At 68.0% G+C, this 22,442-nt stretch carries 18 protein-coding genes, 1 tRNA gene and 1 pseudogene; 5 read left to right on the top strand and 15 right to left on the bottom strand.

Annotated elements, in window-relative coordinates; translation table 11 throughout:
* Positions 1–22: 22 nt before the first annotated feature.
* Both queA and CCR79_RS09240 read right to left on the bottom strand, forming a co-directional pair.
* Entirely contained in the window at positions 23–1,060 is a 1,038-nt protein-coding gene (queA, locus tag CCR79_RS09235; RefSeq protein WP_201171300.1) for a tRNA preQ1(34) S-adenosylmethionine ribosyltransferase-isomerase QueA, read from the bottom strand.
* Positions 1,057–3,078: a methyl-accepting chemotaxis protein gene (locus CCR79_RS09240; RefSeq protein WP_201171302.1), complete on the bottom strand. Its 2,022-nt coding sequence runs from the start codon at positions 3,076–3,078 to the stop codon at positions 1,057–1,059. Before CCR79_RS09240 ends, queA begins: the two co-directional genes overlap by 4 nt.
* 176 nt (positions 3,079–3,254) lie before the next feature.
* Here CCR79_RS09240 and CCR79_RS09245 point away from each other — a divergent pair.
* Positions 3,255–3,340, top strand: a tRNA-Leu gene (locus CCR79_RS09245).
* 599 nt (positions 3,341–3,939) lie between these two features.
* Here CCR79_RS09245 and prsT read toward each other — a convergent pair.
* Together prsT and CCR79_RS09255 are read right to left on the bottom strand one after the other, a co-directional pair.
* Entirely contained in the window at positions 3,940–6,345 is a 2,406-nt protein-coding gene (prsT, locus tag CCR79_RS09250) for an XrtA/PEP-CTERM system TPR-repeat protein PrsT (RefSeq protein ID WP_201171304.1), read from the bottom strand.
* Between the two features lie 89 nt (positions 6,346–6,434).
* The gene (locus tag CCR79_RS09255; RefSeq protein WP_201171306.1) at positions 6,435–7,244 is read right to left on the bottom strand and encodes a DUF1194 domain-containing protein; all 810 of its coding nucleotides are present in this window, start codon (positions 7,242–7,244) and stop codon (positions 6,435–6,437) included.
* A 342-nt stretch (positions 7,245–7,586) separates the two neighbouring features.
* Between CCR79_RS09255 and CCR79_RS09260 the strand changes: the two genes are divergently transcribed.
* Positions 7,587–9,983, top strand: a complete 2,397-nt coding sequence (locus CCR79_RS09260) for a Lon protease family protein (RefSeq protein WP_201171308.1) — start codon at positions 7,587–7,589, stop codon at positions 9,981–9,983.
* Entirely contained in the window at positions 9,976–10,821 is an 846-nt protein-coding gene (locus CCR79_RS09265) for a universal stress protein (protein ID WP_201171310.1), read from the top strand. Before CCR79_RS09260 ends, CCR79_RS09265 begins: the two co-directional genes overlap by 8 nt.
* Here the strand turns inward: CCR79_RS09265 and CCR79_RS09270 are convergent.
* The 7 genes from CCR79_RS09270 to CCR79_RS09300 form a co-directional block, all read right to left on the bottom strand.
* Positions 10,818–11,606: a hypothetical protein gene (locus CCR79_RS09270; protein WP_201171312.1), complete on the bottom strand. Its 789-nt coding sequence runs from the start codon at positions 11,604–11,606 to the stop codon at positions 10,818–10,820. The two genes, CCR79_RS09265 and CCR79_RS09270, sit on opposite strands and share 4 nt — an antisense overlap.
* A complete protein-coding gene (locus CCR79_RS09275; RefSeq protein ID WP_201171314.1) occupies positions 11,603–12,658 on the bottom strand; it encodes a hypothetical protein in 1,056 nt (351 codons plus the stop codon). The genes CCR79_RS09270 and CCR79_RS09275 overlap by 4 nt, the downstream gene beginning before the upstream one ends.
* A gap of 20 nt (positions 12,659–12,678) precedes the next feature.
* A complete protein-coding gene (locus tag CCR79_RS09280; RefSeq protein WP_201171316.1) occupies positions 12,679–13,755 on the bottom strand; it encodes a hypothetical protein in 1,077 nt (358 codons plus the stop codon).
* A 107-nt stretch (positions 13,756–13,862) separates the two neighbouring features.
* A complete protein-coding gene (mgtE, locus tag CCR79_RS09285; RefSeq protein WP_201171327.1) occupies positions 13,863–15,251 on the bottom strand; it encodes a magnesium transporter in 1,389 nt (462 codons plus the stop codon).
* Positions 15,236–15,634 (bottom strand): nuclear transport factor 2 family protein, encoded by a 399-nt coding sequence (locus tag CCR79_RS09290; RefSeq protein ID WP_201171329.1) that lies wholly within the window; start codon positions 15,632–15,634, stop codon positions 15,236–15,238. Before CCR79_RS09290 ends, mgtE begins: the two co-directional genes overlap by 16 nt.
* Before the next feature lie 19 nt (positions 15,635–15,653).
* The gene (locus CCR79_RS09295; RefSeq protein ID WP_201171331.1) at positions 15,654–17,021 is read right to left on the bottom strand and encodes a glutamate--cysteine ligase; all 1,368 of its coding nucleotides are present in this window, start codon (positions 17,019–17,021) and stop codon (positions 15,654–15,656) included.
* A gap of 38 nt (positions 17,022–17,059) precedes the next feature.
* Positions 17,060–18,586, bottom strand: coding sequence for an AAA family ATPase (locus CCR79_RS09300; protein ID WP_201171333.1), 1,527 nt, complete (start codon positions 18,584–18,586; stop codon positions 17,060–17,062).
* An 81-nt stretch (positions 18,587–18,667) separates the two neighbouring features.
* Between CCR79_RS09300 and hisI the strand changes: the two genes are divergently transcribed.
* Positions 18,668–19,105 carry a phosphoribosyl-AMP cyclohydrolase gene (gene hisI, locus CCR79_RS09305; protein ID WP_201171338.1) on the top strand — a complete coding sequence of 146 codons (438 nt, stop codon included), beginning with the start codon at positions 18,668–18,670 and terminating at the stop codon, positions 19,103–19,105.
* Here hisI and znuB read toward each other — a convergent pair.
* Genes znuB through CCR79_RS09320 form a run of 3 tightly spaced genes read right to left on the bottom strand, consistent with a single transcriptional unit; the run spans position 19,102 to position 21,171 of the window.
* Entirely contained in the window at positions 19,102–19,935 is an 834-nt protein-coding gene (gene znuB, locus CCR79_RS09310) for a zinc ABC transporter permease subunit ZnuB (protein ID WP_207189713.1), read from the bottom strand. The two genes, hisI and znuB, sit on opposite strands and share 4 nt — an antisense overlap.
* Positions 19,892–20,626: an ATP-binding cassette domain-containing protein gene (locus tag CCR79_RS09315; RefSeq protein ID WP_242510889.1), complete on the bottom strand. Its 735-nt coding sequence runs from the start codon at positions 20,624–20,626 to the stop codon at positions 19,892–19,894. Before CCR79_RS09315 ends, znuB begins: the two co-directional genes overlap by 44 nt.
* 26 nt (positions 20,627–20,652) lie before the next feature.
* The gene (locus CCR79_RS09320) at positions 20,653–21,171 is read right to left on the bottom strand and encodes a Fur family transcriptional regulator (RefSeq protein WP_274601273.1); all 519 of its coding nucleotides are present in this window, start codon (positions 21,169–21,171) and stop codon (positions 20,653–20,655) included.
* A 53-nt stretch (positions 21,172–21,224) separates the two neighbouring features.
* On the opposite strand from CCR79_RS09320, the gene znuA reads away from it, so the two are divergent.
* Positions 21,225–22,148 (top strand): zinc ABC transporter substrate-binding protein ZnuA, encoded by a 924-nt coding sequence (gene znuA / locus CCR79_RS09325; RefSeq protein ID WP_201171355.1) that lies wholly within the window; start codon positions 21,225–21,227, stop codon positions 22,146–22,148.
* 7 nt (positions 22,149–22,155) lie between these two features.
* Here znuA and CCR79_RS09330 read toward each other — a convergent pair.
* Positions 22,156–22,442: pseudogene (locus tag CCR79_RS09330) on the bottom strand (tRNA (adenosine(37)-N6)-threonylcarbamoyltransferase complex dimerization subunit type 1 TsaB); the annotation flags it as partial.

The raw sequence follows: 22,442 nt of genomic DNA on the forward strand, positions 1-22,442 counted from the left end.
GCGATGCCGGTGCCCGAGCGGATCAGATCAGCAGCATGGCATCGCCGTAGCTGAAGAAGCGGTACTCCTCGGCAACGGCGTGGCGGTAGGCGGCCATGACCGATTCGTAACCGCCGAAGGCGCTGACCAGCATCAGCAGCGTCGACTCGGGCAGGTGGAAGTTGGTGAGCAACCCGTCCACGACACGGAACCGGTAGCCCGGCGTGATGAAAAGCCGCGTCTCGCCACTGTGGGGTGCCAGCTCCCCGTCGGCCGCCGCACTCTCCAGCGCGCGGACCACTGTGGTCCCCACCGCCACCACCCGGCCGCCGCGCTCGTGGGTGGCGTTCACCGCCGCCACTGTCTCGGCGCCGACCTCTAGCCGCTCGGCGTGCATGGTGTGGGCACTCAGGTCGTCGCTCTCCACCGGGGCGAAGGTCCCGGCCCCCACATGCAGGGTCACCCGGGCTGTCTCCACCCCATCGGCACGCAGGCGCTCGAGCATGGCGTCATCGAAGTGCAGCCCCGCCGTCGGCGCGGCCACGGCCCCGGGGCGGGCGGCGAAGACGGTCTGATAGCGGGTGCGGTCCTCGTCGTCGTCCGGGCGACGGATATAGGGCGGCAGCGGCACGTGACCGACCCGCTCCAGATAGTCCCACAGGCTGTCGGCCAGGCCGGTCAGGTGCAGGCGGAAAAAGCGGCCCTCGCGCCCGAGCACCTCGGCCTGCACCCCCTCGGCCAGCTCCAGCCGGCCACCGGGCTTCGGCGCCCGGTTGGCGCGCAGCTGACAGATCAGTACCCCGGCGGCGGCATCCTCCACTCGCTCGATGAAGACCTCGACCCGCGCCCCGGTGGGCTTGGCCGCCTCCAGCCGCGCCGGGATGACCCGGGTGTCGTTGAGCACCAGCAGATCCCCGGGGCGCAGGTAGTCGGGCAGATCGGCAAAGCGGCGGTCGGCCAGCGCCCCATCCTCGGTGCGCAGCACCAGCATCCGGCTGTCGGATCGCCGCGCTGCCGGCCGATGGGCGATCAGCCCTTCGGGCAAGTCGTAATGGAAGTCGCTGCGCCGCCACTCGGTCACGATCGTTCGCTGCCCTCATCAATCTTGAACTGTTGAACAAGCGCCTGCAGCCCCTCGGCCTCGCGGCGCAGTTGCTGGGCCGTCTGCGCCGTCTGATTGACGCCGCCGCTGGTCTGCTGGGTGACCTGATTGACCGCATCCACATTCTGGGCGATCTCGGCGGCGACGTTGGACTGCTGCTCGGCGGCGGTGGCGATGGACTGCACGTTCTCGGCCACGCTCTGCGCCTTTTCGACGATCCGCTGCAGCGCCGCCCCGGCCGCCTCGGCCTGCCCCAACCCTTCGTTGACCTGCCCCGAACTCTGCTCCATGCCCGTGACGGCCGTATCGGTGCGCTCCTGGATCTGCTGCAGTGCCTCGGAGACCTGCCGCGTGGCGTCCACCGTCCGCTGGGACAGAGAGCGTACTTCGTCGGCCACCACGGCGAAACCGCGCCCCTGCTCACCGGCGCGGGCCGCCTCGATGGCGGCGTTGAGCGCCAGCAGGTTGGTCTGCTCGGCGATCCCGTCGATCATCGAGATGATCTCGCCGATCTGCTCGCCGCTGCGCCCGAGGGCGGTCACCGCCTCGCTGGCCCGCTCGACACTGGCGGCCACCTCGTGCATTCGCGTCACCAGCCCCTGGACCGTCTCCTGGCCGTCGGTGGCCGTCTCGCCGGCCTGCACGGCGGCCGTGGCCGCCTCGCTGGTCTGGCGCGAGACATCGTGGATCGAGCTCGACATCTCCTCGATGGCGCTGGAGACCTGCTGGGTCTGGTCCGACTGCTCGACCATACCCGATTCGATCTGGGCATTGCTGGCGGCGATCCGCGCCACACCGTCCGTAACATCCCGGCTGGCCCCGGAGAGCTGCACGATCATGCCGTGGATCCGGTCCATCAGGCGATTGAACCAGTAGCCGACCTCGCCCAGCTCATCGGCACGGCGCTCATCCACCCGGCGGGTCAGATCGCCGTCGCCCTCGGCGATATCGCGCAGCCCATGAACCAACTGACCCAGCGGCCGGGTCAGCGACCGCGTCGTCCACGCCGCAATCCCGAAGGCCAGCGCCCCCACCAGAAAGAGCCCCAGGCCCAGCGTAGCGCCCGCCTCGCGGACCACCGCCACCACGCCTTCGCTGGCCCGCTCACCGCTCTCGGCGGTGTGCCCGGCCAGGTCCGCCACCGCCGCGAGCGCCTGCGCACTCGTCTCGGCTCGCGCCTCACGCAGCTCGGCCAGCTCCTCCTGCGCCTCGGCCAGCCCCGTCGCGTAATCCTGATACTCGACAATCGCGTCGTTGATCTCCTCGAGGAGCTGCCGCTCCTGCTCGTCGGCAGCGGTGGCGCGCAGGATGCTGAAGTGCACCTGCACCTGCCCAAACCCCGGCAGGGCCCCCTGCAGACGGGTCGGGTCGCGCGTCTCCAGCGAGTGCAGGGCAGCCCGGTGGATATCGCCGGTGACCATGCGGATCTCGTTGAGCCGGGAGAGATCCTGCAACCGTTGCCCGCGAGCCTCGGCGGCGCTCTGCCCGGCCGGCGCCTGGAAACCCGCCGCCTGGGCGGCCTCCACGCGCTCGCGCTGATCATCCAGCAGGTACTGCGTCTCCTCCAGGGCAATGGTCGCCGTGCGCAGAAGGCCCTCCCGCATCTCCCGCAGCCGCCGGACGGCCTCCGCGGTAGCGTCGGTGGCCTGCCGGTAGGCGTCCATCGCCGCCTCGGCCTCCTCGGCGAACTCGGCGATGCGACCGCCGCGCGCCGCGCGCACCTGCTCGATCTGCGCCACCGCCTCCTCGTGCGCCTCGGCGGCGCGCTCGGCGGTCTCGGGCGCGTGGGTCAACCCGTACTCCTGCCAGCGCTGGGCACTCTGCTGGACGTGTGCCTCGATCTGGCGCGCCGCCAGCAGCTCCGGCAGCACCTCCTCGCGGAGCTCCGAGGCGTGATCGTCGATGGTGCCCAGCTGCCAGATGGCCACCGCACCCAACGTGCCGGCCAGACCGATCACCAGGCCGAATCCCGTCCCCAACTTCCAACGGATGCGCATGCGTTGCTCCTTATCCCCGGCCGTGAACACCGCCACGCGGCAGCCCAACCACCTCACGACCGACCACGCGACTGACTGCATCATCACCCTTGGCGACCACCGACCGGATTCCTTGAACTTGCTATCCTCCCGGCGGCTGGCCGGCGCCGCGTGGCGTGGTATAATTTCGACGCTACGCCGGGATGGCGGAACTGGTAGACGCGCTCGACTCAAAATCGAGTGGGCATCGCCCATGTGGGTTCGAGTCCCACTCCCGGCACCATGCATTGCGTGAAAACAGCAACCTGGAAACGCACGGGCACTCTGCCCCACATCCTACCCAACGACCCTCAAGGCCTTGGGGCGAGCTACTCTGTAGCGGATAATACGGGCTCATCCCGGCGAGGCGCTCAAGGGACTCTGTCTCGAGCCGAGCTACGCTACGTCCTGGCAGCCACGCACTGACGTTACCGGGCTCCCTCAAGGATGAACACCTCGGGCTTTAGCGAACGCGACATCTGCACCAAGTACATCATCCCCGCGCTCCGCAACGCCCCGGCTGGGACGAGACCGAGCAGATCCTGGAAGAAGTCATCTTCACCAAGGGACGTATCACGGTCCTTGGCAAGCTTGTATCTGTTTAACCGGGGGGCTGGTCCGTACCACCGAATAAGCAAGTCCGCCCAGACTGCAGCGACCGCTCCCGTGCATCCAGACGGGATCAAAAGGATGCGTACGAAACATAACGCACGGGCTCCGAGGTCAGGGCAGGTCTATCCATGATGTCTAGACTGAGCTTAGTGGGGCCCTGCATACCGAGCTGAAAACCGTTTCCTCACGAGCGAGGAAGGATGCAGGCCCGGCATTTCCCGCCCCGATTCCCTACCGATCAAGCTCCTCCAGCAGCATCCGGGCATCTGCATGTATGCTGGACGGTGTTTCTCTGTCGTCGTCCACAATGAAGTTGAGATGGTGTCGGGCCTGATCGTCCCGCCCCAGCCGCACGAGCGCTTCAGCGTAACGATACCGAACCGAGACTTCGTCTGGCCGTGCTTGCTGGGCCAGCCGCAAGTACTCTGCCGCCTCTTCCAACTCGCCGTTGTCTAACAAGATCATTCCAAGAGTGCCCTGGAAGTGGGGGTTGTTCGGCTCTAAACGCAGTGCGTCTCGGGCGTGCGCTTCGGCCCGCTCGTCCCCGAGCTGGTGCCGGGCGTACGCAAGGCTGTTGTGAACCGCTGCCGTTTCGGCATGGCTCTCTATTACGGCTTGGAAGTGATTCGTGGCTTCGTTGTAACGGCTGTCGGCCAGCAGGGCTGAGCCCAATAGCCAGCGGGTTTGAGCGTCGTCCGGGCGTTGCTCCAACAACGATGTGAAAAGGCGGGCGGCGCTAGCGTTCTGACCAGCCATCAAACGAGCCCGGGCAGTGAGCTCCAGCCATGCAGGGTTGGACCCGTGTACCTCACGCAGTGGCTCAAGGAGGGTGATGGCCTCCCGTGGCTTGCCGCCGTCCATGCGGTGGCGAGCGAGCACAAGACGGGGGCGCAATGCCTCGGGATGCGCGTCCTTGGCGCGGTTCAGCAGCGCCTCGCTGCGCTGATCGTGCCCCATTTCAGCCTCGAAGCGCGCAAGCTCCAAGAGCAGATCAAGGTCGTCGGTGCGGACTGTCAAGGCGCTCTGGAGGTGCTCGCGGGCCGCGTCTGTATTTCCCTGAACCTGTGCCAGCATTGCCAAGTTGCGGGTCGCTAGGAAATCGCCCGGCGCGTATTGCAAAGCAGTCGTGAAGGCGTCCCTGGCGCTGTCAGGACGCTGCAGTCCGAGCAGTGCCGTGCCAGCGAGATTGTGGGCCACAGCTTCATCGGGATGGCGTTCCACCAGGTCCTCAGCCTCTTCCAACGCCTCCTGATAGAGGCTGTTCTCCAGGTAATGCACAATTAATGTAACTCTCGGCTCAAGGGCATCGGGCGCCATCTCCTGAGCCGTCTGCAGCTGTTCAATGGCGAGATCGGCCTCGCCATCGGCCAAGTGGGCGCGGGCCAAGGTCAGTCGGCCCCTCACCGATTGCGGTTGGCTTTGTGCCCACGCCACCAAGCGGGGTAAGCCGTCATCGAGTCGGCCTTCGGCTAATTCGAGACGGGCCAGCTGATGGATCGATGCCAAGTCTCCGGGGTTCGTATCGATGAGTTCCTGCAACAAACGCTCGGCATTAGCCGTATCACCGCGGCCCTCCCGCAATGCGGCCAACACTCTTACCGCCGGCGGAAAGCCAGGATGTTGTCGGAGAACCTGTTCGAGGCGGGATTCCGCCTGTGCTGAGGAGCCACGGCCGAAGTGCGCCAAGCCAGCGAAGAGAACCGAGGAATGGTGGTCCGGCATGCGCCGCAGCACGTCTTCAAACTCATCTGCCGCGGCCGCGAAGTCGTCCGCGAAAAAGTGAGTTACGCCGCGGAGGTAGGCAGCGTGGGGGAGTTGCCTGTCGTGCCCTTCCAGCGCTTGTGCGTCCTCCCGGGCTCCTTCCAAATCGCCCCTCTGCAACCGAAGTAGCCCCCGATGGAAGCGGCCAGCATCGGCGGTTTGCTGGTCCTCGATGCTGCGGGTAAAGGCTGCCTCGGCGGCATTGGGGTTGGTGGACTGCTCTAGTTCGCCAAGCAGTCTCCACGCCGGCCCATAGCTCTCGTCGTGCTCGAGCGCCGACTCAACGAGTTTTCGAGCTTCCGACTTGTCTCCCGATGTGGCCCGCATGCGGGCCAACCCGACCATAGCGCTGAGGCGTTCAGGGTCGTTCCGCAATGCCTGACGATACGCCGCTTCTGCTTCCATAATGCGGTTCTCGGAGGCGAGGGCGTGACCGCGTAGCAGTGCCGCGTCCAATTGGTGCTCAGCCGCGCTGAAGGAGGTATTAAGGGTTTGCAGCGTGTCCTCAGCGCGGCGCGCTTGCCAGTAGGCGCGCCCCAAATCCAAGCGGATCTCGTCGTCCATATCCCCGCCGGCTCTCTCCTGGGCTCGCTCCAAGGCGCGGATCGCGTCCTCGGTGCGCCCCAAGCTCAAATAGATAACCCCGAGCCGGCGGTGAGCATCAATGTTCTCGGGGTTTTGCCGAAGCGCGCTACGCAGTTCAATGGCTTCGGCTTCGGGATTGCCTTCAGCTTGGTAATGGGCGGCACGCTCCAAATGTTCCTCTTCGCTCATCTGGGTCGGCCCGCAGCCCGTCACGGCCCCGAAAAGCAGCAGTGCGGCGATCCCGACAACGGATCTTGCGCAATGTAACGGCTTCTTTCGGTGCTGATTCATGTTGCTCCCCCCAATGCGCGCGGACCATCGAACCGCAGTTGGCAACGACCGGGAAAAGGTCCCGGCCGTCGGTTCACCCTCTTTCCTGGTTAGGCCATTACCGTAGGTCTCTGTGCCGGAGCACCTGCAATCCGGCGGCTGAAGCGCCCGCCACCGGCAAGCAGCAGCAACCCCAGGCCGAAGAGCGCCGCGGTGCCGGGTACCGGTATGCCGTTGGGGTCGATTTCGCGCTGAAGCTTTAACAGAATGGCATCTTCGAAGTCCTCGAAGGTATCGGCAGTCAAAACGAAGCTGCTGTCACCGCCGATGACGTTGTTTGCGAAGTAATCGGTGAGGCTGATGCTGGTGGCCTCCTCAATAGCTATGCCATTGATGGTCATTCCTGCGGCTACGGCGTCGTCTCGCGCATCTGCGGGGTCGCCGGAAGTGTTGTCGGTGCCATCGCCGGAGATATCAATGATCTGTCGCGTGCCTGCGAAGTCATTGTTTTGGATGGAGTCAACTGACCAGTCGATGGCTTGTGAGATGCCGGTCAAGCCACTGAAGGCCCTGGTTGTCGCGTCGATGGCGTCGGCAAAGGCATTGGCTGCCGCTGCTGAGCTAATTTGTGTCCAGCCGACTTGCTGCGACTGCTCGGTCGCTCCTGACCACTCCATGTAGGTCGTGGCGATAGAGCCGATAACGCCACTGCCGATGGCGCTGTGGACCAGCGGATTGCGGAACGCCTCAATATAGCCGGTCTTTTGTGCTTGATAGCGGGGGTCGTTGACGCTACCGGAGACATCCACCGCTAGCACCAACTCCAGGTCAACAGGAATAGGATCGGCAGCGGCATGCATGGGTACCCCTACAGCCACTGCCAGCAGTGATGCGGATAGTGCGGATCGAATCTTGTTCATGATGACACCCCATAATGTGATTGGCGTGACCCTTGGCTGCCATTGCGAGACCTGCCGACGCTGGTTGCCCGATTGCGCTTGGAAGCGTCGTGACGGCGTCGGCACCGCACTACCCGCAAGCCTCGTGCCAAATTTTTTTCTTTTTTTATTTCAAAGCGTTGTCGATTTCCATGTTGGGACAAATGGAATCGGTGTAAGAATCATTGACACATTTGCCTAAGCGAACCCGTCTGGATGGACGGTTGGTGGTCGCTGCAGCCTGGGCGGAGTCGTCTAGGCCGCCTGGGGTCTTACCAGTGGTAGGGTGCTACGCATCAATGACGGCAGGGATGGGAGATGAGCATGGCTGCACCCGAGCCCCTTTCACTGGAGCACCTCTACCGGGTCTGTGACCCGGAGCAGCTCGGTTTCCGCACCACCGAGGAGCTCTCGGCCATGGACCGCCCGCCCGGGCAGGAACGGGCCCTGGAGGCGATGGATCTGGGCGCGAGCATGCGCGCCTCGGGCTTCAATCTGTTCGTGATGGGGCCGGAGGGCGACGGCAAGCTGGAGATGGTCCATCGGCTGCTGGCCGAGCGTGCCGCGCGCGAGGCGACGCCCTCGGACTGGTGCTACCTGAACAACTTCGAGGAGCCCACGCGGCCGCGGCTGCTGCGCCTGCCGCCGGGCCAGGGGGCGCGCTGGCGCCACGATCTGGAGCAGCTGATCGAGGAGCTGCGCAGCACCATCCCGGCCACCTTCGAAAGCGACGAGTACCAGAACCGGCTGCAGGAGCTGCAGCAGCAGCTCAACCGCCGCCAGCGCGAGGCCTTCGAGGCGATCCAGAAGGAGGCGGAGCAGTACGACGTCACGCTGCTGCAGACCCCCTCGGGATTCAGCTTCGCCCCGGTCAAGGAGGGCGAGGTGATCGAGCCGGAGCAGTTCCAGCAGCTGCCCGAGGAGGAGCGCCGGCGCTATCAGGAGGCCATCGAGTTCCTGCAGGAGCGGCTGCAGGCGGTGGTCAAGCAGATCCCCAAGTGGCGCAAGGAGATCCAGGAGCAGGTCCGCAAGCTCAATGAGGAGATGACCCTGCTCGCGGTCGGCCAGCGCATCCAGGAGCTGCGCCAGCGCTACGGCGAGCTGCCGTTGGCCGCCGCCCACTTGGACGCCGTCCGCAACGACATCATCGAGCACGTGGACGCCTTCCGCTCCGGCGAGCAAGACCACGTGGAGTACATCCTGGGCCGCTACCGGGCCAACCTGCTGCTCGCCCACGACCCGGCCGACGGCGCGCCGGTGGTCTACGAGGACATGCCCACCCACCAACGGCTGGTGGGCCGCACGGAGCATCACGTGCACCAGGGGGCGCTGCTCACGGACTTCAACCTGATCCGCCCCGGCTCGCTGCACCAGGCCAACGGCGGCTATCTGATCGTCGATGCCCACCGCATCCTCACCCAGCCGCTGGCCTGGCCATCGCTCAAACGGACGCTCTCCGCCGGCGAGGTGCGCATCGAGTCCTTGGAGCAGGTCCACGGCTTCTGGACCACGGTCACCCTGGAGCCGGAACCGATGCCGCTGCGCACCAAGGTGGTGCTGCTCGGCGACCGGATGGTCTACTACCTGCTCTCGGCCTACGACCCGGACTTCCCGGAGCTGTTCAAGGTCGAGGCCGACCTGGAGGACGACCTGCCCCGGGACGCCGAGACCCAGCAGCTCTACGCCCGTATGCTCGCCACCCTGGTCCGCCAGCGCCGTCTACGCCACCTGGACCGCTTCGCCGCGGCCCGGGTGATCGAGCACGGCAGCCGCATGGCCGATGACAGCGAGCGGCTGGCCGCCGGCGGGCGGGCCATCACCGATCTGCTGCAGGAGGCGGATCACTACGCCACCGGCGACGGCGCCGAGATTATCGGCCAAGACCACATCGAGCGCGCCCTCGCCGCCCAGGAGCGTCGCGCCGGGCGCATCCGCGATCGCAGCCAGGAGACCATCGAGCGCGGCACGCTGGTGATCCACACCGAGGGGCACCACACCGCCTCGGTCAACGGGCTCTCGGTCCTGCAGCTGGGCGATTTCGGCTTCGGCCGGCCGACGCGGATCACCGCCACCGCCCGCCCCGGGCGCGGGCAGCTGGTGGACATCGAGCGCGAGGCGAAGCTCGGCGGCAAGATCCACTCCAAGGGGGTGATGATCCTCTCGCGCTTTCTCGCCAGCCGCTTCGCCCCGGAGGGCGACCTGTCGCTCTCAGCGAGCCTCGCCTTCGAACAGTCCTACGGCGGCATCGACGGCGACAGCGCCTCGGTGGCCGAGCTCTGCGCGCTCTTCTCGGCCATCGGCCGCGTCCCGCTGGATCACGGCATCGCCGTCACCGGCTCGGTGAACCAACTCGGCGAGGTGCAGGCCGTCGGCGGGGTGAACGAGAAGATCGAGGGCTTCTTCGAGGTCTGCCGGCGGCGCGGGCTGACCGGCCGGCAGGGGGTGGCGCTGCCGGCGAGCAACGTGGTGCACCTGATGCTGCGCCAGGAGGTGCGCGACGCAGTGGCCGCCGGGCAGTTCCACATCTACCCGCTGAGCCATGTGGATGAGGCGTTGGAGCTGCTCACCGGCCGGCCCGCCGGCGTTTGGGATGATGCCGGTGCGTACCCGCAGGGGTCGGTGAACCGCGCCGTGGCCGACCGCCTGGAGGCATTCGCCCGGAGCCAGCGCCGGCGCGGCGGGGGCGATGCGGACGAGGCCGCGGAGGATGACGATGACTGAGCGCATGCCGGAGCAGGGGTCACCGCGCCGGGTAGTCGTCCTGCTGGATGCTTCGCGGGCCAGTCTGGAGGCGCTGGAGGCGGCCGCCGAGCTGGCCGCCCAGCTCGGCGCCGAGCTGCTGGCGATCTTCGTCGAGGAGGAGGCGCTGCTGCGCTGTGCCGGGTACCCCTGGGCCCGCGAGATGGGTCTCTCCGGGGCCGTCCGCCCCCTGGAGACCGGCATCGAAGAGCAGCGCATGCGCACCCGTGCCGAGGCGATCCGCAAGGCGCTGGCGCAGACTGGCCGGCACCGGGGCGTGCACTACCGCCTGGAGGTCTGCCGGGGCGGGGTCGTCCGCGAGACCCTGAGCCTGGTTAACCGCGATGATCTGCTGGTCCTGGGCAAGGTGGGCTACGCCCGTGCCCGCGGGCTGCGCATCGGCTCCACGGCCCGCGCCATCGTCTTCGGCACACCGGGGCCGGTGATGGTCTTCGAGCGGCCATTGCAGCCCCGCACGGGGCACGGCGTGGCCGTGGTCGTCGAATCCGGCGAGCCGGGCGTCCGGACGCTGACCCGTGCCGCCGCCCTGCTCGGCGAGGGTGAGATCCTGGCCCGGTTCATCCCCGACCACGCGGCTCCCCTACCCGACGGCGACGACCCGGCCCGCGCCTGGGCGGCCCGGCACTGCCCCAACGCCCAGTGGCTAACGCCCGCCGGATCGCCGACCGCCCTGGCCCGGCACCTGAGCCGTGCCCCCGTGGACAAGCTGATCATCAGCCGCCGCAGCGCCCTGCTAGCCGAACACGACACCCGCTCGCTGATCGAGGCCGTGCAGCTCCCGGTGCTGGTGGTGCCCTAGTCGTCGCCGCGGGGCTGCGGCGGCGACGCTGCCCGGGTGGCGGCCTGGTACTCGTACTCGATCTCCGCCAGGCGGCGCTCGAACTCGGCCCGGAAGCCCGCCTCCACGCCCTCGATCTCCTGCTGCTTGGCGCGCCGAAAGCCGGCGATCAGGTCGCTGTCCACGGCGCGCGAGCCCGGCCGTGCCGCCGGGAAGATCAACACCCCGGTGAGCGCGTAGGCATCCAGCCAGGCCAGCTGGCGCAGGGCCTCCGGGACCAGCGCCGGATCGGCCTCGGCGGCGGTGCCGCGGTGGAGCCAAAGCACGCGACCGGCGCCGCGGCCCTCGAACGCGAAGCGCCGGCGGCCCGCTTCCCGATCGCCGCGGGCCTCCCGGGACCAGCGCGCGGCGCTGCCCTCGGCAAGGACCTCGTCCACCTGGCGGACCAGACCCTGCGCCTCGTCCAGGGCCGCGGCGTACGCCTCCAGGTCGCGGTGGGCCACCGCCACGCAGGCGCCGGCATAGCCCACCCGACGGCTGGCATCCAGGCGGCGGACCAGTGTACCGATCAGATCCAGGCGACCACCGCGCTCGGGGTCGGCGCCGTCCTGGTAACGCACCACGCGGCGGAAGACCAATTGCTCCCCGGCGGCCGGCAGGGCGTGGTCGTCGCCACCGCGGCCGCGGAACTCCACCGCCTGGGGGAACCCGGACAGCCCGGCCAGGGCGCCGCTGCCATGGACGGTGAGTCCGCGCACGGTGGCGAAGGCGCAGCGGCCGAGGATCGTCGGCGCCGCTTCGCTCATAGGCGCAGCCACTCCAGGATGCGCTGCCACCAGGTCGGGCCCATCCGCCCGCCGCCGAACTGGCCGTAGATCCAGGCGAAGATGTCGCGGATGTCGTCGTAGTCCGGCTCCTGCAGCCGCGGCCCGTGCTCGCCGTCGGTCACCGTGCCCAGGTGCAGCGCCATGAGCTGCACCCGATCCTGGTCCGTCCAGCCGTCGAGGATGCGGTAGGTGCGCGGCGCAAAGCGCTGCACGAAGGCCTCGCAGGCGTCGGCGCTGAGCTCCTCGTAACGGCGGTAGTGCTCATCGCGCTCCTGCAGCCGGCGCAGGGCCTGCTCCGGCTTGGAGACCAGTACCGCCAGCGAGGTGCGCCCGCGCAGGGCCGGGAAGTGCAGATCGAGGAAGGCGAGCAGGTTCTGGAAGAGGATGTCGTTCTCCTCGCCGTGCTCCGGGTCGACCACCAACACCAGGATCAGCCGCAGCTGCTCGTTGGCGAAGTAGCGGCTGAGGGTCTCGATCATGGCCGGGTCACGCACCCGGTCGGCCACCACCTGGGTCATGAGCTCACCGGAGGCCTCGAGGAAGCTCAGATCCACCGGTTCGCCAGTACCCTGCAGCGGCCGGACCCGGAAGCTCAGCTCGCGGATGTCGCCCTCGTCCACCGGGTTTGCCGGGGGGAAGCGTCCCTGGCCCCAAATGCGCATCCACTCGTTGAAGATGGCCATCGGCTCCCAGCCCTGGACGCTCTGCTCCGGGGCGATGAGCGGCTGGGCCTCGAAGGGGCCGATGTGGGTGACGTAGTAGGCCAGGAAGGACTGGAAGGTGGTCTTGCCGGAACCCGGGAAGCCGAAGGAGATCAGGTAATTGCCCTGGCGCTGGTCGATGTTGTCGTCGATCAGCGCGCCACGCTGCACCGGCTCCACGTCGGCGGCCAGGCGCTCCTCCGGCGAGGGCCACGGGGTGGGGGCCGAGGACGGTTCCTGCTCGCCGCCCTCCTCGGCCGACGGCTCTTGCTCCGGGCGGCGCTCGTAGTAGCGCCGCAGCTGCCAGCGTGACTCCTTGGGTTCGACCACGGTTTCCCCCTCCTTGCCCGCTAGCGCGTCGCCACCCGATTACGCCCCCGACCGGTGGAACCGCCACCGCGCGCACCGGCTGACGCGGGCGCGAAGATCAGCCAGGCGAAGAGCACCGGGGCCACGTCGACGAACACCCCGAGGATCACCGAGACCGCCGTCACCCCGGGGTTGGGGCGATCGATGAAGCCGTCGCGCACACTGATCGGGATCTCGCCGAGCTTATCCAGCTCCGAACGGATGACGCGGTGCTGCACCTGATCCGCCTCGGGCAGAAGCACGTTGGCGCGGCGCTGCACCTCGCGGGAGTGGGTGCGCAGGGTGGCAATGATCTCGAAGTCTCGGCGCTCCAGCAGGGCTCGCTCCCGCCGCTCGAGCTCCTCGGCCAGTGCGCGGTACGGGTCGTCGTAGCGCTCGAGCAGGCCGTCGATCTGCCCGATCAGCTCCCGGGTCCGGTGGTACGCCTCGGGCACGACGCCGTTCTCGAAGTCGCTGATGACCGCCTCGCGGAAGTGCTCGTACCAGCGCTCGTTGGCCTCGGCGCCGGCATCCGGCGAGGGCACGGCGAGCTCTGTCGGCGCGCCGCCGAGCTGATCGTGGATCTGCTCGATGTGCTCGCGGCAGCGCGCCCCGCAGCCGGGGCGCAGCGGATCGTTGATCTGGGTGTCCAGGTTGTCCAGCGAGCGGGCCAGCTCGCGACGCTGCTCGGCCACCTGTTCGATGATCGGAGCGTCGGCCAGTGCGCTGCGCGTGGCGGTCAGGTCGTCGCGGAAGACCGAGAACTGGTCGCTGACCACGCGCTCGGCCATGTCCCGCTCCATGAAGTTGGTGTAGAGGAAGTTGTAGTTACTCGCGCCGCTGAAGAAGGCGATGATGACAAAGAAGGCCAGCGGCTTGAGCGGGCTGCGCCCCTCGAGCCGGAAGCGGCGCAGCAACATGTCGGTGCCGAAGAGGAAGATCCCGAGCAGAGCGGCAAAGAAGATCGCCAGCTCCTGCAAGTGGCTGTAGTAGCCGTAGTACGAGAGGTAGACACTGATCCCCACGCAGATGGCCGTGGCCACCACGTACATCAGGGTATAGAGACTGCGGCCCGACATCGACACGACCTGCGCTGCGCTCCCCCGGGAGCCTGGGCAACGCCCGGTAGTGTCCTACGGACCGGGGGACGAGCGCTAGTACCCGCGTCATCCCGGCGCGGGGCCGCCTACAGGCCGTAGATCAGGCTGGCGATGACGAAGTAGTTGAGCACCCCGAGCACGTCGATGGCGGTGGTGACGAAAGGCCCGGTCGCCACCGCCGGGTCGGCATTCAAGCGCACGAAGAGCATCGGCAGGGAGACCGCCAACAGCGCCGCGCCGGCCATGTTGGTGAGGATGGTCAGCCCGACCACCTGACCGAGCTGCAGGCTGTCGTACATCCACAAGCCGTAGAGGGCGAGGATCACGCCGTAGAAGGCACCCAGCAACAACCCCACCCGCAGCTCCTTGAAGACCATGGCCAGGGTATCGCGCAGATGGATCGCGCCGGTGGCCAGGCCGCGGACGGTGACCGTGGCGGACTGGACGCCGACATTACCGGCCATGCCGATGATGATGGGCACGAAGGCGCTGAGGATAATAACTTGGCCGAGGATGTCCTCGTACTGCCCGATCACGGCCGTCGCCCCCAACCCGCCGAGGAAGGCGGCGAACAACCAGGGCAGGCGCACCCCGGCGATCCGGAAGACCGAGTCGGTGAGCATCTCCGACTGCCGGGTACCGGCCATGCGGAGCATGTCCTCGGTGGTGGACTCACCGATGACGTCGATGATGTCGTCGACCGTCACGATGCCCACCAGGACATCCGCCTCGTCCACCACCGGCAGCGCGAGCAGCCGGTACTTGTCGAAGAGCCGCGAGACCTGCTCCTCCTCGGTGTCGGTGCGCACGCGGATGACCCGCCGGCTCATGAACTCTGCCACCTGGGCGTCCTCCCGGGCGAGCAGCAGCTGGCGCAGCGAGATAACCCCGGTCAGGTGGCCGGCCTCGTCGGTCAGGAAGAGATAGAAGACCATCTCGGCATCGGAGTATCCCCGCAGGGCATCGATCGCCTCGCGCACGGTGACCATCTCGTGCAGGGCAAAGAACTCCGTGGTCATCAGACCACCGGCGGCCCCGGGATCGTGAGCCAGCAGGCTATCCAGTTCGTCGCGGCTGTCAGCGGGCAGCGCGGAGAGCGGATGCTCGCGCCGATCCTCCGGCAGGGCCTGGATCAGGTCCGTCAGCTCATCGGGCCGAAAATTCTCCAGCAGCTCCGCCAGCTCTTCGCGGGGCAAGGCCTCGACGACCTGATGGCGCAGCGCCTGGGGCATCTCGTTGACAATCCGCGCCGCGTGACGGGGGCGACTCACCGCCTGGAGGGTATCGACCACCTGCGCGACCGGCAGCTCGGCGAACACCGCCGCCGCATCGGCCGCGTGTAGCCGGCGCACCAACCGGTCCAGAGGCCGCCACGCACCGCGCAGGTAGAGCTTGGTGAAGGTCTCCGCCAGCCGGCGTTTGCGCGCGTCGTAGGCGCTCGGGTCGGTCGGTGCCGCAGCTAGGTCAATCTGCAAGGGGTCTGCCTCGGCTCGGGCTCTTCGAACAGGGTCCAGTAGGCGTGGGCGTCGAAGATGGCCAGGATGGAGACGATCCGCCCCTGCTCGACGCGCGCCCAGTGGGCCAGGTCGATCTGCTGCTTGTCGGAGAGCTGGATGCAGTAGCGCAGGATGTGGCAGACGTCGGGACCGTCAACGAAGCACTTGACCACCTGGCGCTGCTGGACGATCGAGCCGCCGATCATGGCGTGATCCAGCAGGTCTTCAGCCCGGGTGTAAGCGGCGATGGGGCTGGTATAGCTGAAGCCCTGATCCGCAAGACACGCCCGGGCCGCCTCGTAGTCGCGCTCCTCAAGGGCCTGCAGGTAGCGTTCAACGATCGCCCGCGGGTCCGTCTCCATAGCCCTGCCCCCTGGCTCGCTAATAGGCGTACTCGGTGAAGACCGGATCGAGCGAGCCGCCCCAACGCCCGTGGTAGGCATCGAGCAACTCCTGCGCCGGGCTCCGTCCGGCGTCGACGATCTCCCAGAGCCGCTCCAGGTGGCGGCGCTCGTCCCGCCCGCGCTGATCCAGGCGCTGGCGATTGCGCAGCCCGTCACTGGCGATGGTCAGCACCTCCCGCGCCAGCACCCCCACCGTGGTATCACGGAACGGGGTGTCGAGCGCCGTGCGCGGGACCTCGTGACGCAGGGTGACGATCTCCTCGACGCTCCAGTCGCGGATCAGCGCCTCGGCGGCAGCCAGGGCCGCATCGTCGTAGAGCAGCCCGGTCCACAGCGCCGGCAGCGCACACAGGCCGCGCCACGGCCCGCCGTCGGCACCGCGCATCTCCAGGAACTGCTTCAGGCGCACCTCGGGGAAGAGGGTGGTCAGGTGGTCGTCCCAGTCACTGAGCGTGGGCCGCTCGCCCGGCAGCTGCGGCAGCCGCCCGGCCATGAAGTCGCGGAAGGACTCGCCGGCGCAATCGATGTACTGCCCGTTGCGGTAGACGAAGTACATGGGCACGTCGAGGACGTAGTCCACGTAACGCTCGAAGCCCATGCCCGACTCGAAGACGAAGCCAAGCATGCCGCAGCGATCCGGGTCGGTGTCCTCCCACACCCGGCTGCGGTAACTCAGGTAGCCGCTGGGGCGGCCGTCGGTGAACGGCGAGTTGGCGAACAGCGCCGTGGCGATCGGCTGCAACGCCAGGCCGACACGGAACTTGCGGACCATGTCCGCCTCGCTGGAGAAGTCCAGATTCACCTGGACCGTGCAGGTCCGCAGCATCATGTCCAGGCCCAGGCTGCCGACCTGCGGCATGTAGCGGCGCATGACGCCGTAGCGGGCCTTGGGCATCCAGGGGATCTGTTCGCGTCGCCAGACCGGGTGGAACCCGAAGCCGGAAAACCCGATCTGCAGCTCGCGGGCCACGGTATCCACTTGCTGGAGGTGCTCGCGGACCTCGACGCAGGACTCATGCAGGGTCTCGAGCTGGGCGCCAGAGAGCTCCACCTGCCCGCCCGGCTCGAGACTGACCGAGGCGCCCCCCTCGCGCTTGAGGGCGATGATCCGCCCGTCTTCGCGGACCGGGTGCCAGCCGAAACGCACCAGCCCCTCGAGGAAGGCACCGATACCGCGCGGACCCTCGTAGGGGACCGGGCTGAAGTCCTCCAGATGGTGGACGAACTTCTCATGCTCCGTGCCGATCCGCCACTGCTCCGGAGGCCGGGCTCCGCGTTCGAGATGTTCCGCAAGCTGAGCGACATCGGTCACCGGCTCACCGGGCTGGCTGGGGATTCCTGACATTTCGCTCCTCGGTCCGGCTCAGGGCAAGGCCGGCTATCTTACCCGTCCGCGTCGACGGTTTCGACGAAGGCCGCCTCTTCGCCGGACGGCGGCTGGGCCGTGCGCAGCTGCGCATCGAGCACCGCCTCATCAGCCTCGGAAGGATCACGCCCCTCGGCCAGTCGCTTGCGCAGGCGCTCGCGCAGCGTCTGCTCGTCGGCCCGTACATGCAGGATACGGAATCGGCAACCGGTGCGCGCAGCCAGCTCCAGGAAGGGCCGACGCCGCTCGGCCTTGAGGAACGCGGCATCCACCACCACCGAAAACCCGGCCTCCAGCGCACGCTCAGCCTGCTCCTGCAGCCGCTCGTAAGTGCGCTGCGTGGCTTCCGGGGTGTACAACCCGCTGTCCAGGGCGGAGTCGGAGCGCGCCCGCGGATCCAGGCCGAACAGCCGCTTGCGCTCGACATCCGAACGCAGACGCACGAATCCCCGCTCCTCGACCAGGCGACGGGCCCGTGTGCTTTTGCCGGAACCCGACAGCCCGTAGGTGATCACCAGCTCCGGCGTCTGCGCCGCCGTGTATCCATGGGCCAGCTGGACGTGCTCGGCCAGGGCCTCCCGGGCGGCACAGCCGGCACCCTGCTCGGCCTCATGCCCGTTGATCTTGGCCCGCACCAGCGCCCGGTAGACGGCGTAGAGGGGCAGCAGCGGCAGAGCCTGGTAGTCGCCACTGTGCTCCAGGTAGCGGTCAAGGAAGCGATACCGCATCCGCCGGGCACCTTCAAAATCCAGGTCCATGACAGTGAAGGCGATCTCGCTGGCGGTATCGATCCAGCGCAGGGCCGGATTGAACTCGATGCCATCGAAGATGATGGGCGCGTCGTCGTGCCAGGCCACGTTACCCAAGTGCAGATCGCCATGGCACTCACGCACCGAGCCGTTGGCGCGGCGCTGGAGGATCAGCGGCTCCAGCCGCTGCAGCTGCGCCTCGGTCCACCGCTCCAGGGCGCGCAGCTCGGCGCGCAGCGCGGCCGCCGCCGGCAACGCTTCCAGGGCCCGGAAGTTGGCGCGCATGGGCTCGGCCACCGCCTCCAGGGTGCCGTACTCGCTCTCCTCCCCGGCTGCCGGCAGCCCCGCATGGAAGCGCGCCACGGTCTCGGCCAGCCGCTCGACGGCGTCGGCGGGCAGGCGCCCCTCGCGCAGCAAGCGGCTCATCAGCTCGTTCTCGGGGAAGCGGCGCATGAGCACGGCGTGCTCCAGCACAGTGCCGTCGCCGTCGACGCGCGGCTCGCCGGGAGTGCCGACGATCGGAACCCGGCGCAGGTAGATCTGCGGGGCCAGCCGGCCGTTAAGGCGGATCTCTTCTTCGCAGAAGTAGCGGCGTCGCTCCAGATTAGAGAAGTCCAGGAAGCCAAGGTCCAGCGGCTTCTTGAGTTTGACCACGTAATCCCCGGCGAGCAGCACCGTGGAGATGTGGGTCTCGATGCGCTCGACGCTGTGCACCGGCCACGGGTAGCAGGCGGGGTCCTTCAGGGCCTCGGCCAGGGCCCGGTGGGCATCCAGGGTACTGATCGGATCCGACACGGCTAGGCACTCCTCCTGTTGCTCGCTCCATCCAGCTTGCCGGCTTCAGCCGCTCGCCTCCAGTCTGTATCCTCTCCCCCCATGATCGAACAGAATGAGACAGCTCGCCCGGGAGACGGCCTGGACTGGTCGGCAGTGCTCGACAGCCTGCCCTTCAATGCCGACGGCCTCCTGCCAGCGATCGCTCAGCAGCACGACAGCAACGAGGTGCTGATGCTCGCCTGGATGAACCGGGAAGCCCTGGAGGAAACCCTACAGACCGGCCGCGTTTGTTACTACTCCCGTTCACGCGGGACGCTCTGGCGCAAGGGCGAATCTTCGGGGCAGGTGCAGTATCTGCGCGAGCTGCGTCTCGACTGTGACGGCGACACCCTCCTGCTGCGGGTGGACCAGCAGGGACCGGCCTGCCATACGGGGCGGCGCACCTGTTTCTACAACGTGGTGCAGGGCGACCGGTTGGTGGTCAGCGAGCCGCCCCAGGTCGACCCGCAGGCGCTGTACGGCGACTCGCGTAACTAGAGGCGGGCAGCGACCGCACCCCGGACGCTGGTCACCACCGCGAAGAGGGCCGTGGCACTGACCACGATGGCCGGCCCGGTGGGCAGATCCCAACGGAACGATCCGGCCAACCCCCCCAGCACCGCCAGCGCGCCGATCAGTGCCGCTACGACCGCCATCTGCTCCGGGGTCCGCGCGAAGGCCCGCGCCGCGGCAGCGGGGATAATCAGCATGGAGATCACCAGCAGGATGCCGACAATCTGCATGGCCAGGGCGATGGTCGCCGCCACCAGGGCCATGAAGACGAGCTGAACCGGCAGCACGCGCACCCCCTCCACCCGCGCCATCTCCTCGTGCAGCGTGAGGCTGAGCAGCGGCCGCCAGATACCCACCAGGGTGGCGAGTACCAGCACCCCGCCGCCGTAGATCCAGTAGAGATCTGTGGGCGTCACCGCCAGGATATCGCCGAAGAGATACCCCATCAGATCGACGCGCAGCCCTTCCATGAAGGCGATGGCCACGAGCCCGAGGGACAGGGAGCTGTGCGCCAGGATGCCGAGCACCGTATCGCTGGCTAGCCGCTGGTACTGGCGCAGAACGACCAGCAGCACCGCCACAACGACACACACCACCAGGATGCCGAGGTTGAGGTTGATGCCGAAGAGAAACCCCAGGGCCACGCCCAGCAACGCGGAGTGCGCCAGGGTCTCGCCGAAGTAGGCCATCCGCCGCCAGACCACGAAGCTACCCAGGGGTCCGGCGACCATGGCCAGGCCCAGGCCGGCGGCCAGCGCGGTGAGGATGAATTCATCCACGGTCACCTCCCGCCGGGCCGTGCGCCGGATGATCATGGTGGTCGTGAGGGAACACCCCGGTATCCGGCCCCAGGTGAGAACCGAAGAGCTTTTGGTACTCCGGGTGCTCGATCACCGATGCCGGCGCACCGCGGCAAGCGATCCGGCCATGCTCGAGGCAGAGCACCTCGTCACTGGCCGCCATGACCAGGTTCAGGTCGTGGGAGATGACCACCACGGCACAGCCGTAGCGATCCCGGAGCGTGCCGATCAGCCGATAGAGGGCTCCCTGGCTGCGCCCGTCCAGGCCCGCCGCCGGCTCATCGAGCGCCAGCACCGAGGGGTGCTGGAGCAGCGCACGGGCGAGCAGGATGCGGCGCATCTCGCCGCCGGAGAGCCCCTGCAGGGGTTGATCGAGGAGCCCCGCCACGCCGGTGTCCGCCACGACCTCCTGCCAACGGGCGGCGTCCGCGCGCCCGGACAGCGCCATGAACCGCCGCGCCGTAATGGGCAGGTTGACGTCCACGGAGAAGTGCTGCGGCACGTAGCCGATGCGCACCCGGGATGCCCGCCGCACCTGCCCTGCAGACGGATGCGTGAGCCCGATCACCACCCGCAACAAGGTGGTCTTTCCGGCGCCGTTGTTGCCGACGAGCGTCGTGATCCGTCCAGCCACGACGTCCAGACTGACATCCTGCAGGATCGAACGCCCGCTGAAGGCCACGGCCACGTCCTGCAGGCGGATCAACGCGGATGGACCGGACGCCTGCATGGCTAACCGCTGCACCGGGGGCATACACCTTCGAGTTCAACCACGGCGGAATCGGCCTGAAACCCAAGCTGCCCGGCCTTTTGCCGGAGCAGCTGGGCCACGTCGTCGTCGGCGAGCTCGGCCACCGCAGCACAGGAGCGGCAGACGAGCAGCTGCACGGGGTGGACATGCCCCGGATCGCCGCAACCGACGTAAGCGTTGAGCGACTCGACACGATGGATCAGCCCTTCCTGGAGCAGGAAGTCGAGGGTGCGATAGACCGTCGGCGGCGCTGCACCGGTGCGCTCGGCGCGCAGGCGATCGAGCAGCTCGTACGCCTTGACCGGACGGTGCTCGTCCCAGATCAGCTCCAGCACCCGACGCCGCAACCGCGTAAAGCGCATACCCCGGCCGCGACAGATGGCATCAGCTGTGGCCAGGACCGTCTCGCGGCAAACGCCGTGATCGTGATCGTCGCCGGGGAAACCCGTTACCAGCGGGCGGTGCAAGCGGGCCATGTCGTGTTCGCCGTTGTTGCGCATTTTGGTATTGTATAACATAACGATTCCATGAAGAAATCCCGGGGATTCGACCCATGCGAGCGCTTTCCGCCATCCTGACCGCCCTCGCCCTGCTGGCCTCCGGATCCGCCGCAGCGGCACCGCAGGTGGTCGTCTCGATCAAGCCCCTACACAGCCTCGTTGCCGGGGTAACCGAGGGGGTCAGCGAGCCGGAGCTCCTGCTCTCGGCCGGGGATTCGCCGCACACCTACGCCATGCGCCCCTCTGAGGCCCGCGCCGTGCGCAATGCCGATCTCATCGTCCACATCTCCCCGCACATGGAGGCCTTCCTGGAGCGTGCCCTGGATGCCCGCGGTGACCCGGAGAGCGTGCTGGTCGCCGCCGACATCGACGGCATTCGCCTGCTTGGCGGCCGCGACGGCGAGGCCTGGGACAAGCACGGGCACGGGCACGACCACGGCGCGGAAGAGGCCCACCGCACCGATTACCATATCTGGCTGGATCCGCAGAACGCTCAACAGATCACCGCCGCGGTGGCCGAACGGCTGGCCGAGCTGGACCCCGAGCACGCGGACACTTACCGCGACAACGCCGAGGCGCAGAAGCAGCGCCTGTCGGCGCTCGAGGCGGAGCTCAGCGAGCGCCTGGAACCCGTCCGCGGGCGCCCCTACGTTGTCTTCCACGACGCCTATCAGTACTTTGAGCGCCGCTTCGGCCTCCAGGCCGTCGGCGCGGTGACGATCCACCCCGAACAGCCCCCGGGGGCGCGCCATCTCAACGAGCTGCGGGCACAGATCCGCGAGCTGGACGCCGTCTGCGTGTTCAGCGAGCCGCAGTTCCAGCCGGCCATCGTCCGCTCGCTGGTCCGCGGCCTGGATGCCCGCGCCGGCGAACTCGACCCCCTGGGGGCCGGCCTGGAACCGGGACCGGAGGCGTATTTCCAGCTGCTTGAACAGCTGGCGGAAGGCTTTTTGGACTGCCTCGACCGGGATAAGTAGCGCGCGTCTAAACCCCCTCGCGCAGATAGACCGGGCGCACCGCCTCGGCCTGAATGGCGCGATCGGCCTGCCAAGCGGCCAGCGCCATCGGCAACAGGTCGCGCGCCTCGGGCAGGGCCTCGGGGTCACAGCCGGCACCGGTGTCCGGCAACCGCCCGGCGTAGGCGGCGAAGCCGCGCCCGACCCCGAACCAGTCGGTGCCGCCGCCGTCCACGTCCTCCGGCGCATCGGCGGCCTCTTCGGCCCAGGGGCTGTGCACGGCGTGGGGGGTGCCGGCGCTGCCGGTCTCCACCC

Source organism: Halorhodospira halophila (genome assembly GCF_016653405.1).
Taxonomy (GTDB): Bacteria; Pseudomonadota; Gammaproteobacteria; order Nitrococcales; family Halorhodospiraceae; genus Halorhodospira; species Halorhodospira halophila_A.

Bases quoted from the DNA above. Each gene is read 5' to 3' on its own strand.
- CCR79_RS09240 (WP_201171302.1), bottom strand. From the start codon at position 3,078: ATGCGCATCCGTTGGAAGTTGGGGACGGGATTCGGCCTGGTGATCGGT.
- znuA (WP_201171355.1), top strand. From the start codon at position 21,225: ATGCGAGCGCTTTCCGCCATCCTGACCGCCCTCGCCCTGCTGGCCTCC.
- CCR79_RS09280 (WP_201171316.1), bottom strand. From the start codon at position 13,755: ATGTCGGGCCGCAGTCTCTATACCCTGATGTACGTGGTGGCCACGGCC.
- CCR79_RS09290 (WP_201171329.1), bottom strand. From the start codon at position 15,634: ATGGAGACGGACCCGCGGGCGATCGTTGAACGCTACCTGCAGGCCCTT.
- CCR79_RS09255 (WP_201171306.1), bottom strand. From the start codon at position 7,244: ATGAACAAGATTCGATCCGCACTATCCGCATCACTGCTGGCAGTGGCT.
- hisI (WP_201171338.1), top strand. From the start codon at position 18,668: ATGATCGAACAGAATGAGACAGCTCGCCCGGGAGACGGCCTGGACTGG.
- CCR79_RS09265 (WP_201171310.1), top strand. From the start codon at position 9,976: ATGACTGAGCGCATGCCGGAGCAGGGGTCACCGCGCCGGGTAGTCGTC.
- prsT (WP_201171304.1), bottom strand. From the start codon at position 6,345: ATGAATCAGCACCGAAAGAAGCCGTTACATTGCGCAAGATCCGTTGTC.
- CCR79_RS09295 (WP_201171331.1), bottom strand. From the start codon at position 17,021: ATGTCAGGAATCCCCAGCCAGCCCGGTGAGCCGGTGACCGATGTCGCT.
- CCR79_RS09320 (WP_274601273.1), bottom strand. From the start codon at position 21,171: ATGCGCAACAACGGCGAACACGACATGGCCCGCTTGCACCGCCCGCTG.
- znuB (WP_207189713.1), bottom strand. From the start codon at position 19,935: ATGATCATCCGGCGCACGGCCCGGCGGGAGGTGACCGTGGATGAATTC.
- CCR79_RS09270 (WP_201171312.1), bottom strand. From the start codon at position 11,606: ATGAGCGAAGCGGCGCCGACGATCCTCGGCCGCTGCGCCTTCGCCACC.
- CCR79_RS09260 (WP_201171308.1), top strand. From the start codon at position 7,587: ATGGCTGCACCCGAGCCCCTTTCACTGGAGCACCTCTACCGGGTCTGT.